Source organism: Ruegeria sp. AD6, from assembly GCF_056542325.1.
Genome location: NZ_JBQFZQ010000001.1, coordinates 351,692 through 365,216 on the forward strand (window position 1 = coordinate 351,692; position 13,525 = coordinate 365,216).

Sequence of the window (13,525 nt, forward strand, 5' to 3'; positions counted from 1 at the left end):
AGGAGTTTGATATGTACAAAAAAGTTCTTGTCCCGATGGCGCTGGATCACGGCATTTCGCAGCACACGCTCGAGGTTGCCCGCGCGCTGTCCGAAGAGGGGGCCGAGATCGTCGCCCTGCATGTCTACGAGATGCCGCAGGGCTCGGTCAGCGCATATCTCGACAAGGCGGCGGTCGCCGAAGGCTTTCAGCGCGCCCGTCTGGAGCTGCTGAAAAAGGTCGAAGGGCTGGACGGCGTGACCGCTGAGATCGTGAAGGGCCACACCGCGCGGACAATCATCGACTATGCCGGCAGCAACGATGTGGATTGCATTGTCATCGGTTCTCATAAGCCCGACCTCAGCGACTATTTTCTGGGATCGACCGCGTCGCGCGTCGTTCGCCATGCCCCCTGCGCCGTGCATGTGCATCGCGGGGGCTGAATTCCTCAAACGCGCTTATCGCGCCCCAATCAGGACCAAAAGCCGGACCATGAACATAGACAAGAAGATCACTGACGATCTGGTGGCGAACGATATCTCGTTCGTGACCACCGTCCCCTGCAAGCAACTGGCCGGGGTGATAGAAGAGATCGACCAACGCGACGGCATCTTCCACATCCCGTCAAACAAGGAAGACGAAGGCATGGGCCTGTGCGCCGGTGCCTGGATGGGCGGCAAACGCCCGGCCATCATCATGCAGAACACGGCCATCGGCGTGACGATCAACACGCTGGCGACGCTGATCCAGTATTACCGGATGCCGCTGCCCATGCTGATCTCGTATCGCGGAGAGCTGCGCGAGCCTGTGGCCTGTCAGGTCGAGATGGCTGTGCACACTAAAGCCCTGTTGGCGCAGATGAACATCCCGACCTACCATTTCCACAAACAATCGGATGTCGAAGAGCTCGACATGATCCTGAAATACACCTTCATGTGCAACAAGCCGGTCGCCATTCTGACCGATGCCAATTTCTGGGGAGGCTATGGCGACCAATGATCCGTTCCGAGATTCTGAAAGAAATCGCCCCGATCGTGCGTGACCAACTGGTGGTCTGCAATATCGGTATTCCCAGCCAGGAACTGCACGCAATCGACGATCAGCCGACCAACTTTTACATGCTGGGTACGATGGGTCTGGCCTCATCAATCGGTTTGGGGCTTGCGCTGTCGCAACCGAAACCGGTGATTGTGATCGATGGGGATGGCTCGATCCTGACCAATCTGGGCACGTTGCCGACCATCGCCAACAACGTGGCGGATAACTATATCCTGCTGATTGTCGACAATGGCTCGTACGGGTCGACCGGGGATCAGCCGACTTATGCAGGCCAGAAGACCTCGTTGACGAAAATGGCACAGGCCGCCGGGTGCGAACGTGTGATTGAATGCGCCGCCGAAGACACGGGCCGTGTGCTGCAAGAGGCGTTGGATGCCAAGCAGATGACCATCATCGTCGCCAAATGCGAAAGCGGCAACGCCAAGATGCCGGTTATCACCATGGATCCGGTGGTGATCCGCGACCGCTTTATGAAGGCCGTTCAGGCCTGATGGGCGCAAGCGCCATTCACTGCGCCGAAGACGCCCGCCGCCTTGCGCGGCGGCGTTTGCCTTGGATGGTGTTCGACTATATCGACGGTGCAGCGGGGTCCGAGGTCGGGGCTGCGCGCAACCGCGCCGCAATGGACGCGATGACCCTGCGCCCGCGGATCCTGCGGGATGTGAGTGACCGTTCGCTCGAAAGCTCGGTTTTCGGCAAACCCGCGCAACGTCCCTTTGGCATTGCGCCCATGGGCATGTGTAACCTGTCCGGTCCGGGGGCCGACCTGATGTTGGCGCGGCTGTCTGCGCGTTATTCGGTGCCTTTGGGGGTCTCGACTGTGGCCTCAACGCCCATGGAAGAGATGCTGGACGTGTCCGAAGGCAACGCCTGGTTTCAGCTGTATTTCAGTGGCGATGGATCGGGGACAGCCAAGCTAGTGGATCGGGCCAAGGCGGCAGGTTACGAGACACTGGTCCTGACCGTTGACGTGCCCGAGGTCGGGCGCAGACCGCGCGAATTGCGGCATGGGTTCCGTATGCCGTTCCGGCTGGGCCCGCGTCAGTTTCTGGACTTTGCCCTGCATCCGCGCTGGTCCCTGTCGACCCTCGCGCATGGCAAGCCTCAGATGGCGAATTTCCTGATGGAGGGCTACACGTTCGACCGAACCGAAAGCCGCGCCAAAGCCGATTGGGACACTCTAGCAAGGCTCAGGGATCAATGGCCGGGGCATCTGGTCGTCAAAGGCGTTCTGGATGCCGAGGATGCAGTTGCTTTGAAAACAGCTGGTGTGGACGCAATTCAGGTCTCAAGCCATGGGGCCAGGCAATTGGAAAGCGCACCGGCCCCGTTCTCGGTTCTGCCCGACATCCGCGCGGCGGTCGGTGAAGACTATCCGTTGTTCTACGACAGCGGGCTGCGATCCGGCGAAGATGCGCTGAAGGCAATCCGGAACGGCGCTGATTTCACCTTTTTCGGGCGCATTCTGCAATTCGCCATAGCCGCCGGAGGCGAGGCGGGGCTGAACCAGCTTTGGCAGGTGCTGAGCGATGAGATGAGCATCGCCATGGCTCAGATCGGGGCGACACGGGTCGCGCGATCAGCCGAATAGGGCACCATGTATCAGACCAAGGACCGGTCGTTTTTGAGGTGCCGTTGCACCATGTTGCGGACCTGTCGGCCTTTCGACGGGATGCGCCGCGCAGAGTGTGCCACGTAGCCCGGCAGCCGTAGGAACGGGAACAATTCTAAGATTTCGGCGCGGGCGGCGGACGGCAGGCTGCGCATGGCTTGCGGACCGGTGAACAGGCTTTCTGACGGTGCACCTTCGGCAAAGACGACCTCATGCCGGTCAAACAGCATGTGGTAATAGGTGACCTTCCTTGCGGTGTCTTCGCAATCAATGCCCGGCAGTTCGGTCAGCATATGCGCAGGCACCAACACCTCGGCCGCGTCGAACATCCGCGTGGCGATGGGTGAGCGGACAAGCATCCGGTGCTGCGGCGATACAAGCAGATCGCGACGGGGCAAACCGCTGCCTAAAGCGCCAGCTTCAATCCGTATCGGCCTTAGCTTGGGTTTGGCGGCCAAAGCCGCCTGATCCAACTGGCACGCGCCAATCCAGCGGATGGGCTGATCACCGTGATCGGCAGTGCAGACCAGATCACCGGCGGACAGAGATTCAATCGGTTTTGGCCCCGCAGGAGTCGTGATCAGGGTGCCAGCGACAAAACAGGGCACGTCGATGATCGCGGTTGGGTCTGACGTGTCAGGCGCGTTGGTCGGCGTGACATTGACCACCTGGATGTCATAAGTGACCCCCGGATCCAACGGTTCGGACGTGATGTAGCCAACCAGCGTGCCTTCGATTTCAACGGCATAAACCGTGATGTTGCCGCCACCGGGTACCGTCAGGATATAGGATTCCTCAAGATAGATGTCACCGCTGCCAAAAGTGGTCGAACCGTCCAGACTGGTCACAACACCGGTCTGTGTTGCGTCATCGCCGTTTTCGTTATTGAAGCGGTCCCCGTTGAAGATGGTGCCGTCATCCGGCAAAGGATTCGCGCCGTTCAGAATGGTGCCGCCTGCGTCGTCCTGAACATCAAAGACCCTGCGATCCGTGCCGGGGCTGTAGCTGGCCGCCAGTGTGATCGTATCCTGCCCGACAAAGTTCACTGAAATAACGTCCGGCGCGTAGCCGATATACGAGTAGTTCGCCATGACCTAACCCAAACCTCATCCCCTAACAAACCGCCCTGTTTCAATTCATTGATTAAGCCAGGGAGGTTGGCGTTCCCTTAACGGCACCAACCTGCGGCTGAGCTAGTGCGCCTTTGAGGCAATTTGTGGGCGCAGGCGATCAAAACTGGGTGAGGTGGCCAGAGTTTTGAAAGGAACTGAAACAGGTGCGCCAGTCCCCATGTGATCAGACCTTTTTGGCGCAAAAACCTCACACAGCGGTTTCAGTTTGGATAAGGTATTTCACATTGGGACCGTTTCGGAACACGATTGCAAAACCACAATAATGGGACAGAACCTTGGCCGATACTTCCCCGCGTGAGGCGGTGTTTCTGAACGGAAGCCTGATGCGGCATGTGACACGGATGTCACTGACAACCAGCATTGGTTTGATGGCGATTTTTGCCGTCGATTTCGTCGATATGGTTTTTATCTCGATGCTGGGCAATGACGCATTGGCCGCAGCCGTCGGATATGCCGGGACGCTGCTGTTTTTCACCAACGCGATCAATATCGGCTTGTCTATCGCGGCCGGGGCGCTTGTCGCGCGCGAGCTTGGGGCAGGCAGGCCCGAACAAGCACGGCACTACGCGTCCAGCGTTGCGACACTGGGCCTGATTGTCGGTTCAATTACCTCAGGTTTGGTATTGTTAAATATCAGCTTTTTGCTGTCATTGCTTGGCGCGGAAGGCGAGGTTTTGCGGCTGGCGACCCGCTATGTCTCGATCATTCTGCCTACCATGTGGGTTATGTCGATTGCCATGGCGGCGATGGCCCTTCTGCGCGCGCACGGGGACGCCAGACGGTCGATGATGGCCACGATCTATGGCGGGCTTGTCAACGCGGTGCTCGATCCGATCCTGATCTTTGGGGTTGGGCTGGGGCTGGACGGCGCGGCCATTGCCTCGGTCGTGGCGCGGGTGTGCATGTTGGCGGCGGCGTTGTGGCCCGCATTGCGCGTGCATCAGGGCTTTGCGCGCCCCTCGTTGAAACAGGTCGGGCGCGACCTTCGGCCTGTGCGTGCCATCGCGATCCCCGCTGTTCTGACCAATGTGGCAACGCCGATTGGCAACGCGATTGTCGTGCGTGAGATTGCTCAGTACGGGACAGATGCGGTCGCGGGTATGGCGGTGATCGGGCGGTTGTTGCCGGTGGCGTTTTCGGTGATCTTCGCGCTTTCTGGCGCGATCGGGCCCATTATCGGCCAGAATTTCGGGGCCGAGAAGTTCGACCGGGTTCGCGCGGCCTATCTGGCAGGGATCAAATTCACGGCGATTTATGTCCTTGGCATGGCCGCAATCCTGTTTCTGCTACGTGCCCCCATTGCGGATCTGTTTGTGGCGCAGGGCGAGACCCGCGTGCTGATCTACCTGTTCTGCGGGCCGCTGGCCCTGGCGTCGTTCTTCAACGGGGTGATCTTTGTTGCCAATGCCAGCTTCAACAATCTGGGCCACCCGGTCTATTCCACATGGATCAACTGGGGCCGCCACACGGTTGGAACCTGGGTGTTTGCGACCTTGGGCTCATACCTTGCAGGCGCGCCCGGAGTTCTGCTGGGTCAAGCGTTTGGCGGCGTCATTTTCGCCGTCATCAGTTGGGTGATGGTGATGCGCGTTGTCTCGGGCCTGCAAAGATCGCAAGCGATTGAGCCTTTTGCGGATCAAAACCGCCTTCACTCTCTATTCGGGCGGCGAGGGTGGTAACGGCGTCAGTTGCCCTGATTGCGGGCTTCCAGCCGCTCCAAATTCACGACCGTTGACAGCATGATGCGATCATGGCTCCAGTCTCCGGTCTGTTGGATCGAAGCGGATCCCAAGGCCAGCAAGGCCGCGAAGATCAGCGTCAGTCCCAGAAAGGCCACCGGCAAGGGCGCGGAAACGGTCGGAGTGTCGGTCAACGCGATGACCCGCTGTCGCAGCACGCGCTTGGCGTTTCCGCTTGTGACCATTGCGACATGCAACACACGGGGGCTGCCTTTGGCGACCGAACGTGCGCAGTAATCCAGCAAACACGTCGTGTAGTCCCTTGTATCAATCCGCTTGCGCGCGACAACCGACTGGTCGCAGGCCAGTTCGCGCAACCGGTCGAACTGGTATTTCAGGATCAGATAAGCCGGGTTCCAGAACAGCAGGGGGCGCAGAAGTTCGAACCCCAACTCCCACTCGACGTCGCCTGCGCGGATGTGCTGAAACTCATGCGCCAGTGCAAATCGCAGCTCGCGCGGGGTATCCAGAAGGTGACTGGGCAAGACCACGTGGCGGCGGCGCAGGCCGCGGACGGCGAAAGGAACGGTGATACGGTCGGACAGGCGGATATCGACCTTGTTGGATCGCCGCCAGAGAAAGCTGGACGTGACCGTGTCGCGGATCGCAAGCGCGTCGCGTGTGACACGCAAAGCCAGCAGGGCAGCGACACATGCCAGCAGGGCCAATAGAACGGTAACGGCAGAGGATTGACCGGACAGCACCAGATCGACCCAACGCTCGCGCGTATTCAGCAACGCTTCGAACTGGGTCGCAGGCATCGCAATGTCGCCACGCAGATAGGCGGCCACCGCGATATCGCCAAGGGCAAACCCCCGATCAGGCCAGGCCAGACTGGACAGTGCCGAAACGCCAAGCGCAAGGATCGGGCTGACCAGAACGCAAATACACAGCGCCTTGAACGCGTGCAGCTGCGAGATAAACCCGGTGCGCAGTGACGTGCGGGCCAGAGCCGCGCGGGCGATCAGCCAGATAAGGGCCGACAGGCCCAGCACGATGTTCATTTCCAGAAATGCGTCGAGTACCGGTTTAACCGCGGTCATTTTGCAGTCTCCTCTCTACCAGTGCTCGAATTTCCTCCAGATCGGTTTCGCTCAGACCTTCATCATCGACCAGCCGGGCGACCAGTGAGGCGGGCGTGTTGTCAAACAACGTCCGCGACAGGTTCTGAAGTGAGCGTGCCTGATACCTGTCCTTGTCCAGAAGCGGTCTGTAGATCAGGGTCTTGCCGTCCTTGCGGCTTTCGACAAATCCCTTTTCATCGAGAATACGCAGGATCGTGGCCCCTGATGTATAGGCCAGATTCCGTTCCGGGGGCAGGCGGTCCAATACATCCCGCACCGAGCCGTGACCAAGCGCCCAAAGCTCGTTCATGAACTCCAGTTCAACTTCGGTCAGCAGATTTGTTGTCTTTTTCTTACGCATCGATCTCGGTGTCGTCATGATTGGTCTGCCTGTCAGACAAGCATCCTTTCGCCGTTTCGCAAAGTCTAAACTTTCCAGAAGACGAAGATGCCCCAGCCGATGGACAGGAAAAGCGGGGTCCAGACCGGTTGGCCGACCAGCCCAAGCCAGGCGAGGAAGATATAGGCCGAGCCGAGAAGCGTGATGAACAGCCGGTCGCCCAGTGTGGTCGTCAGGCCCAAAACCCCGCGCCGCTCGACCCCGTCGCGGTATTTGAAGCCTTCCAGAATACCGATCAGGGCGATGGCCGAGAAGATGCCGACAAACAGGGCCAAGGTCGCCGGGGTCCAGGCCATCCAGAAATCGGGCCACAGGGGATCGGTCCACGAGAAGCCTTTTTCCTCTTGCTGGCCGACGTTGCCCCATCCGGATTGCTGGGCGAATGCCATGGTGGGCAAAAAGGGCAGGGTGAGAAGAAGTTTACGCATATCGAACCTCACACACGTCCCATCGCGAAACCGCGCGCGATGTAGTTGCGGACAAACCAGATGACGATGGCGCCGGGGATGATGGTCAGGGTTCCGGCGGCGGCCAGCAGACCTAACTCATACCCCGCGCTGGAGGCGGTGCGGGTCATCACGGCAGCGATGGGTTTGGCCTCGACCGCCGTCAGGGTTTTGGCCAGCAGCATCTCGACCCATGAGAACATGAAGCAGAAGAAGGCAGCGACGCCGACGCCCGCTTTGATATTGGGCAGGAAGATCGTCACGAAGAAGCGCGGGAAGGAATAGCCGTCGACATAAGCCGTTTCATCCAGTTCCTTGGGGATGCCGCGCATGAAGCCTTCCAAAATCCACACCGCCAGCGGCACGTTGAACAGCGTATGTGCCAGCGCCACAGCCAGATAGGTGTCGAACAGGTGGATCGACGAATAAAGCTGGAAGAAGGGCAGCGCGAAAACCGCCGCCGGGGCCATCCGGTTGGTCAGCAGCCAGAAGAACAACTGCTTGTCGCCCAGGAACCGATAGCGCGAGAACGCATAGGCCGCAGGCAGGGCCACACAGACCGACAACACCGTATTGATCGTCACGTAGATGATCGAGTTGATGTAGCCCCAGTACCATGTCGGATCGGTGAAGATGGTGATATAGTTCTCCAGCGTAAAGGTCTGGGGAAACAGGGAAAAGCCCGACAGGATCTCGTTTGTCGTTTTGAAGGACATCGCCACCAGCCAATAGATCGGCAGCATCAGGAACGCGATATAGAGGATCGGGATAAGGGACCGCTTCTTCATTGCGCGTCATCCTTTGTCATCAGAGTGTAGAAGACCCAACTCACCAGCAGCGTGATGGCGAAATAGATCAGGCTCATCGCCGCCGCAGGGCCAAGGTCGAACTGTCCCAGCGCGATTTTCACAAGGTCGATCGACAGCAAGGTGGTCGAGTTTCCGGGGCCGCCGCCGGTCAGAACGAAGGGCTCGGTATAGATGTTGAAACTGTCCATGAACCGCAGCAGGACGGCGATGGTCAGGACGGTTTTCATCTTGGGCAACTGAATATAGCGGAACACCGACCATGGGCTGGCCCCGTCGATCTTGGCGGCTTGATAATAGGCATCCGGGATCGAGACCAATCCCGCATAGCACAGCAGCACGACCAGCGACGTCCAGTGCCAGACATCCATGACGATGACGGTAATCCAGGCCGAGATCGGCTGTTGCGTCATGTCATAGTTGATGCCCAGAACGTCATTCAGGAAATACCCCAACAACCCGATCTTGGGCAGCGTGAAGATGTTCCACATCGAGCCCACGACGTTCCACGGGATCAGCATCGGCAGGGCCATCAGCACCAGACAGACCGGCACCCAGAAGCCTTTGCGGGGCATCGAAAGGGCGACGATGATGCCCAGCGGCACCTCGATCAGCAGGATCAGGAAGGTGAACAGGAACTGTCGCCCCAGCGCGGCCTGAAACCGGTCGGACCGCAGGATCTGTTCGAACCAGCCAAGCCCTTCCCAGAAGAACTGGTTGTTGCCGAAGGTTTCCTGCACCGAGTAGTTGACCACTGTCATCATCGGCACCAGCGCGTTGAAAGCAACCAGCGCCAGAACCGGCAGGACAAAGAACCATGCCTTTTGGTTTTCCGTTCTCATTGTGCCCGCTCCTGAGTTGCGATCCAGCCGTCGCGGTAGACGCGGGATTGTTCGGGTTTGAATTGCAGAAAAACCTGTGATCCCGGTTCGGGAACCTCATGTTCCGTGACAGCTTTGAGGGCGGTGTTGCCGACCATCGCGCTGACGACGTAGTGGCGGCCAATGTCGGAAACTTTGGTCACATGCGCCGGGATACCGGTATCGCCAAAGCCCACATATTCAGGGCGGATGCCCAGATCGGTGCGGCCTCCGTCGCCATGGGTCGGGCCTTCCAGCATGACCTCGTGGCCCTCGAACACGGCCCGATCGCCCTTGGCCTCGCAGGGCAGCACGTTCATGCCGGGTGAGCCGATGAAGTGGCCGACGAAGGTGTGCTGAGGGCGCTCGAACAGTTCAACCGGTGTGCCGATCTGCACCACCTCGCCGTCTTGCATCACCACGACTTCATCAGCGAAGGTCAGCGCCTCGGTCTGGTCGTGGGTCACGTAGATCATCGTGGCCTGCACGCGCTGGTGCAGTTCTTTCAGTTTGGACCGCAGCTTCCATTTCAGATGCGGGTCGATCACGGTCAACGGTTCATCGAACATCACCGCGTTCACGTCGTCGCGGACCAGCCCGCGACCCATCGAGATCTTCTGTTTGTTGTCAGGGCTGAGGCCCGAGGCGCGGGTGTTTAGCATATCCGTGACGTCCAGCATCTCGGCGATCTCATCGACGCGGCGTTTGATGGTCGCCGGGTCAACACCCCGGTTTTTCAACGGGAAAGCAAGGTTTTCGCCCACTGTCATCGTGTCGTAGATCACCGGGAACTGGAACACCTGTGCGATGTTACGCTGATCGGGGGGCAGGGCGGTGACGTCCTGACCATCGAACAGAATCTGCCCCTCAGACGGTGTCAGCAGGCCCGAGATGATGTTCAGCAACGTGGACTTGCCGCAGCCCGACGGGCCAAGCAGCGCATATGCGCCGCCGTCGCGCCAGGTTACGTCGATTTCCTTCAGCGCATAGTCCTCAGGGCCTTTGGGTGAGGGCATATAGCTGTGCCGCAGGTTTGAAAGCTTGATCTGAGCCATGTCACGCGACCCTTTGGCCGTCTTGGCCGAAATACCGGCAATGGGCCGGGTTCATGTAGAAACTGTGGTCCTCACCCACCCGGTAGGGATGTACCCCTGCGGCCAGAGAGACCCATGCATCCTCGCCATGCTGGAAATGTGCGCTGGAATCTGAGCCCGACAGTTCAGTCACGATCACCCGGCCCGTCAGTTCAACATCCGCTTCCGACGTTCGGAACGGAGTTACGCGATGCGGGCGTACGGCGACGGAGTAGTCGCCATCTGCCATGCCCGAGACATTCCAGCGTCCGCCGCCTTCCAATTGCGCCATCGCGCCTGTCACTTTGACCCGACCCACATTGATTGGCGGATCCGAAAAGACGCGCGCAGCGGCGATGTTTTCTGGGTTGCGGTAAATGTCGGCGGTGGGGCCGAACTGTGTCACGCAGCCATCTTCCATCAGGGCGGTGTGACCACCCAACAGCAGGGCCTCTTCGGGTTCCGATGTGGCATAGACCACCACTGCGCCGCGTCCTGCAAACAGGTCGGGCAGTTGCTCACGCAGTTCTTCGCGCAGCTTGTAGTCGAGATTGGCCAGCGGCTCGTCCAGAAAAACAGCGCGGCTTTCCTTGGTAATCGCCCGCGCCAGCGCAGTACGTTGCTGTTGCCCGCCCGACAGCTCATGCGGGCGGCGGTGCAGCATGGGACGCAGTTGCAGCAGGTCGGCAGCCTCTTCGACGCGGCCCTCGATCTCGGACTTTGCCATGCCCGCCACGCGCAGGGGCGAGGCGATGTTGTCGAACACGCTCATATGCGGGTAGTTGACGAAAAACTGGTGCACCAGACTGATCTGCCGCTTCTGCGTGTTCAGCCGGGTCACATCCTGCCCATCCATCAAAACCTTGCCCGAGGCGATCGGGTCCAGCCCGGCCATCATCTTGATAAGCGAGGTCTTTCCCGAGCCGGTCGCGCCCAGCAGCACATTGAAATGGCCGGTTTGCAGCGTCAGGTTTGTAGGCTTGATATGGATGACGTTGCCGACCCGTTTGGTCGCGTCCTGTAGTTCGATCATCGGGGAAACTCGTGGGGTATTTGGGGTAGGCCGGGCTGAAGCCCGGCCTACGATGTTGCGTTTACTGGGACTGCCAGCGCTGAACCAGTTCGTCATAGTTGACGGTCTGACCCTGCGGCTTTTCGTTCTCCAGCTTCGCCTTGGGCGAACCGGCCTTTTCCAGCCAGAAGGACGGATCCTGCGGCTCGTTCAGGCGGGGGCCACAGCCGCCGTAGACATTGGCTGCTTCGTCCGCCGCCTGCATCCGGGACATGGTGATGTCCATCTCTTCGGCCAGACGATCCATCGCCTCTTGCGGAGTGAACGCGCCCGAGTTCACGTCACCGATCTGCTGCCACCAGATCTGGGCCAGCTTCGGATAATCCGGCACGTTGATGCCGGTCGGCGACCAGGCCACACGGTCAGGCGAGCGGTAGAACTCGACCAGACCACCCAGCTTGGGCGCGCGTTCGGTGAACGACTCGTGATTGACCGAGCTGTCGCGTGCGAAGGTCAGACCCACGTGGGATTTCTTCACATCGACAGTTTTCGACGTCACGAACTGAGCGTACAGCCAGGCCGCCTGAGCACGATCCGAAGGGGTCGATTTCAGGAAGGTCCACGACCCCACGTCCTGATAGCCAACCTTCTGGCCTTCTTCCCAATAGGGGCCATGCGGGCTGGGCGCCATCCGCCATAGCGGCGTGCCTTCGCCGTCGACAGTATTGTTGCCTTCGGACTTCGGCTTGACCATGTCGGCGGTAAAGGCGGTGTACCAGAAGATCTGCTGGGCCACGTTGCCTTGGCTAAGCGCGGGCAGCGACTGGTAGAAGTCATAGGACGCCGCACCCGGAGGGGCGTAAGCCCGCAGCCATTCATCCCATTTGCGGATCGCATAGACCGCAGCCGGACCGTTTGCAGCACCACCGCGCGACACCGAAGCGCCAACCGGATTGCAGGTGCCCGCTTCCATGCGGATGCCCCATTCATCGACCGGAACACCGTTCGGCTCGCCCACGTCACCGGCACCGGCCATCGACAGCCATGCGTCGGTCATACGCCAGCCCAAGTCAGGCGCGCGTTTGCCGTAGTCCATATGGCCATAGATCGCCACACCGTCGACTTCCTTGACGTCATTGGTGAAGAATTCGGCGATGTCCTCATAGGCCGACCAGTTGACCGGAACGCCCAGATCATAGCCGTATTTCTCTTTGAACGCGGCTTTGTTGGCTTCGTCATCGAACCAGTCCTTGCGGAACCAGTAGAGGTTCGCAAACTGCTGATCCGGCAGCTGATACAGGTTGCCATCCGGGCCAGTGGTGAACTGAATGCCCATGAAGTCATCCAGATCCAGCGTCGGTGAGGTTGTCGCCGCCCAGTCGCCGCCCATCTGTTCGGTGAGGTTATAAGCCAGTTGCAGGCGCGAGTGGGTGCCGATCAGGTCGCTGTCATTGACATAGCCGTCATACAGGTTTCGGCCGGTCTGCATCTGGGTTTGAACGGCCTGAACCACTTCGCCCTCACCAAGTATCTGATGATTGACCTTGATACCGGTGATTTCCTCGAACGCTTTGGCCAGAACCTCGGATTCATAGGAATGCGTGGGGATGCTTTCCGACAGAACGTTCAGTTCCATTCCGGCATAGGGTTCGGCAGCTTTGATGAACCACTGCATTTCCGCCATCTGTTCGTCTTTCGACAAGCTGGACGGCTGGAACTCATCATCGATCCAACGCTGTGCTGCGGCTTCGTCGGCCCAAACGGGACCGTGCCCCGCAATGACGGCAGCCGCCGCCACTGCGGAAAGTAGATGTCTCCGCATCTGTCTCCTCCCAAAGATTATGGTTGTCCGGCGCTAACCGGATGGCGCTCAGCATCAGCGATTTTTTGCATATGTGTCAAACTAAATTTTTAGTAAATGAGGATCGGAGAGGAATTCGGATGCGAACCCCGCGCCGTTTCTTGGTTCGCATCTTGTATCTAAGTAATTGTAAAGTAATATTTAAAAAGCGCAATCAACCTTGGGATACGTGACGCGTTCGCGTGAGAATAATCGATGCCCTGAACCCATATGCTCTGAAATTCTGTTCCGAAGACCGACGGCGATACACCTTATATGCGGCTGTTTTTGGCTCATTTGGCGGACACTGTTTTTAGGGGCCAATTACACGCTCGCAGCCCTACGGCGCAGCCAGAATCGCGATTCGCCCCCAATGCCAAGGCAATGGCCCCCTCATAGTACCGATCCGCGCTGTTGCCCGAATAACCAACCCTGCCAGAGATCGCAGTGCGAATTGTAAATCTGCTGGATTTGCCGGCTCGGCTTCGTAGTTTGTACGCCA

Annotated in this window: 14 protein-coding genes; 5 read left to right on the plus strand and 9 right to left on the minus strand. The window is 59.2% G+C overall.

Going from position 1 to position 13,525, the window contains the following annotated elements; all coding sequences use genetic code 11:
- The first annotated feature begins 11 nt into the window (after positions 1–11).
- The 4 genes from ACR0KJ_RS01595 to ACR0KJ_RS01610 are packed head-to-tail and all read left to right on the plus strand — an operon-like array spanning position 12 to position 2,629.
- Positions 12–422 carry a universal stress protein gene (locus ACR0KJ_RS01595; RefSeq protein WP_170517663.1) on the plus strand — a complete coding sequence of 137 codons (411 nt, stop codon included), beginning with the start codon at positions 12–14 and terminating at the stop codon, positions 420–422.
- A gap of 49 nt (positions 423–471) precedes the next feature.
- Positions 472–978, plus strand: a complete 507-nt coding sequence (comD, locus tag ACR0KJ_RS01600; RefSeq protein WP_170451631.1) for a sulfopyruvate decarboxylase subunit alpha — start codon at positions 472–474, stop codon at positions 976–978.
- Positions 975–1,529: a sulfopyruvate decarboxylase subunit beta gene (comE, locus tag ACR0KJ_RS01605; RefSeq protein ID WP_480625828.1), complete on the plus strand. Its 555-nt coding sequence runs from the start codon at positions 975–977 to the stop codon at positions 1,527–1,529. The genes comD and comE overlap by 4 nt, the downstream gene beginning before the upstream one ends.
- The gene (locus ACR0KJ_RS01610; RefSeq protein ID WP_480625829.1) at positions 1,529–2,629 is read left to right on the plus strand and encodes an alpha-hydroxy acid oxidase; all 1,101 of its coding nucleotides are present in this window, start codon (positions 1,529–1,531) and stop codon (positions 2,627–2,629) included. Before comE ends, ACR0KJ_RS01610 begins: the two co-directional genes overlap by 1 nt.
- 11 nt (positions 2,630–2,640) lie before the next feature.
- On the opposite strand, the gene ACR0KJ_RS01615 is transcribed toward ACR0KJ_RS01610, so the two are convergent.
- Complete coding sequence (locus ACR0KJ_RS01615) at positions 2,641–3,741, minus strand: Hint domain-containing protein (protein ID WP_480625830.1); 1,101 nt, start codon at positions 3,739–3,741, stop codon at positions 2,641–2,643.
- A 317-nt stretch (positions 3,742–4,058) separates the two neighbouring features.
- On the opposite strand from ACR0KJ_RS01615, the gene ACR0KJ_RS01620 reads away from it, so the two are divergent.
- Positions 4,059–5,462 carry an MATE family efflux transporter gene (locus ACR0KJ_RS01620; protein ID WP_480625831.1) on the plus strand — a complete coding sequence of 468 codons (1,404 nt, stop codon included), beginning with the start codon at positions 4,059–4,061 and terminating at the stop codon, positions 5,460–5,462.
- A 5-nt stretch (positions 5,463–5,467) separates the two neighbouring features.
- Here ACR0KJ_RS01620 and ACR0KJ_RS01625 read toward each other — a convergent pair whose 3' ends face one another.
- From ACR0KJ_RS01625 to ACR0KJ_RS01660, 8 genes are all read right to left on the minus strand, one after another.
- The gene (locus ACR0KJ_RS01625) at positions 5,468–6,565 is read right to left on the minus strand and encodes a M56 family metallopeptidase (RefSeq protein WP_480625832.1); all 1,098 of its coding nucleotides are present in this window, start codon (positions 6,563–6,565) and stop codon (positions 5,468–5,470) included.
- Complete coding sequence (locus ACR0KJ_RS01630; RefSeq protein WP_170451622.1) at positions 6,552–6,947, minus strand: BlaI/MecI/CopY family transcriptional regulator; 396 nt, start codon at positions 6,945–6,947, stop codon at positions 6,552–6,554. The genes ACR0KJ_RS01625 and ACR0KJ_RS01630 overlap by 14 nt, the downstream gene beginning before the upstream one ends.
- A 65-nt stretch (positions 6,948–7,012) precedes the next feature.
- Positions 7,013–7,282: a DUF2160 domain-containing protein gene (locus tag ACR0KJ_RS01635; RefSeq protein WP_480626265.1), complete on the minus strand. Its 270-nt coding sequence runs from the start codon at positions 7,280–7,282 to the stop codon at positions 7,013–7,015.
- 140 nt (positions 7,283–7,422) lie between these two features.
- Positions 7,423–8,220 (minus strand): carbohydrate ABC transporter permease, encoded by a 798-nt coding sequence (locus tag ACR0KJ_RS01640; protein ID WP_058280831.1) that lies wholly within the window; start codon positions 8,218–8,220, stop codon positions 7,423–7,425.
- The gene (locus ACR0KJ_RS01645) at positions 8,217–9,080 is read right to left on the minus strand and encodes a carbohydrate ABC transporter permease (protein ID WP_058280832.1); all 864 of its coding nucleotides are present in this window, start codon (positions 9,078–9,080) and stop codon (positions 8,217–8,219) included. The genes ACR0KJ_RS01640 and ACR0KJ_RS01645 overlap by 4 nt, the downstream gene beginning before the upstream one ends.
- Complete coding sequence (locus ACR0KJ_RS01650) at positions 9,077–10,153, minus strand: ABC transporter ATP-binding protein (RefSeq protein WP_170451619.1); 1,077 nt, start codon at positions 10,151–10,153, stop codon at positions 9,077–9,079. Before ACR0KJ_RS01650 ends, ACR0KJ_RS01645 begins: the two co-directional genes overlap by 4 nt.
- Position 10,154: 1 nt before the next feature.
- Complete coding sequence (locus tag ACR0KJ_RS01655; protein ID WP_480625833.1) at positions 10,155–11,204, minus strand: ABC transporter ATP-binding protein; 1,050 nt, start codon at positions 11,202–11,204, stop codon at positions 10,155–10,157.
- A gap of 61 nt (positions 11,205–11,265) precedes the next feature.
- Positions 11,266–13,005 carry an ABC transporter substrate-binding protein gene (locus ACR0KJ_RS01660; RefSeq protein ID WP_480625834.1) on the minus strand — a complete coding sequence of 580 codons (1,740 nt, stop codon included), beginning with the start codon at positions 13,003–13,005 and terminating at the stop codon, positions 11,266–11,268.
- Positions 13,006–13,525: the final 520 nt, after the last annotated feature.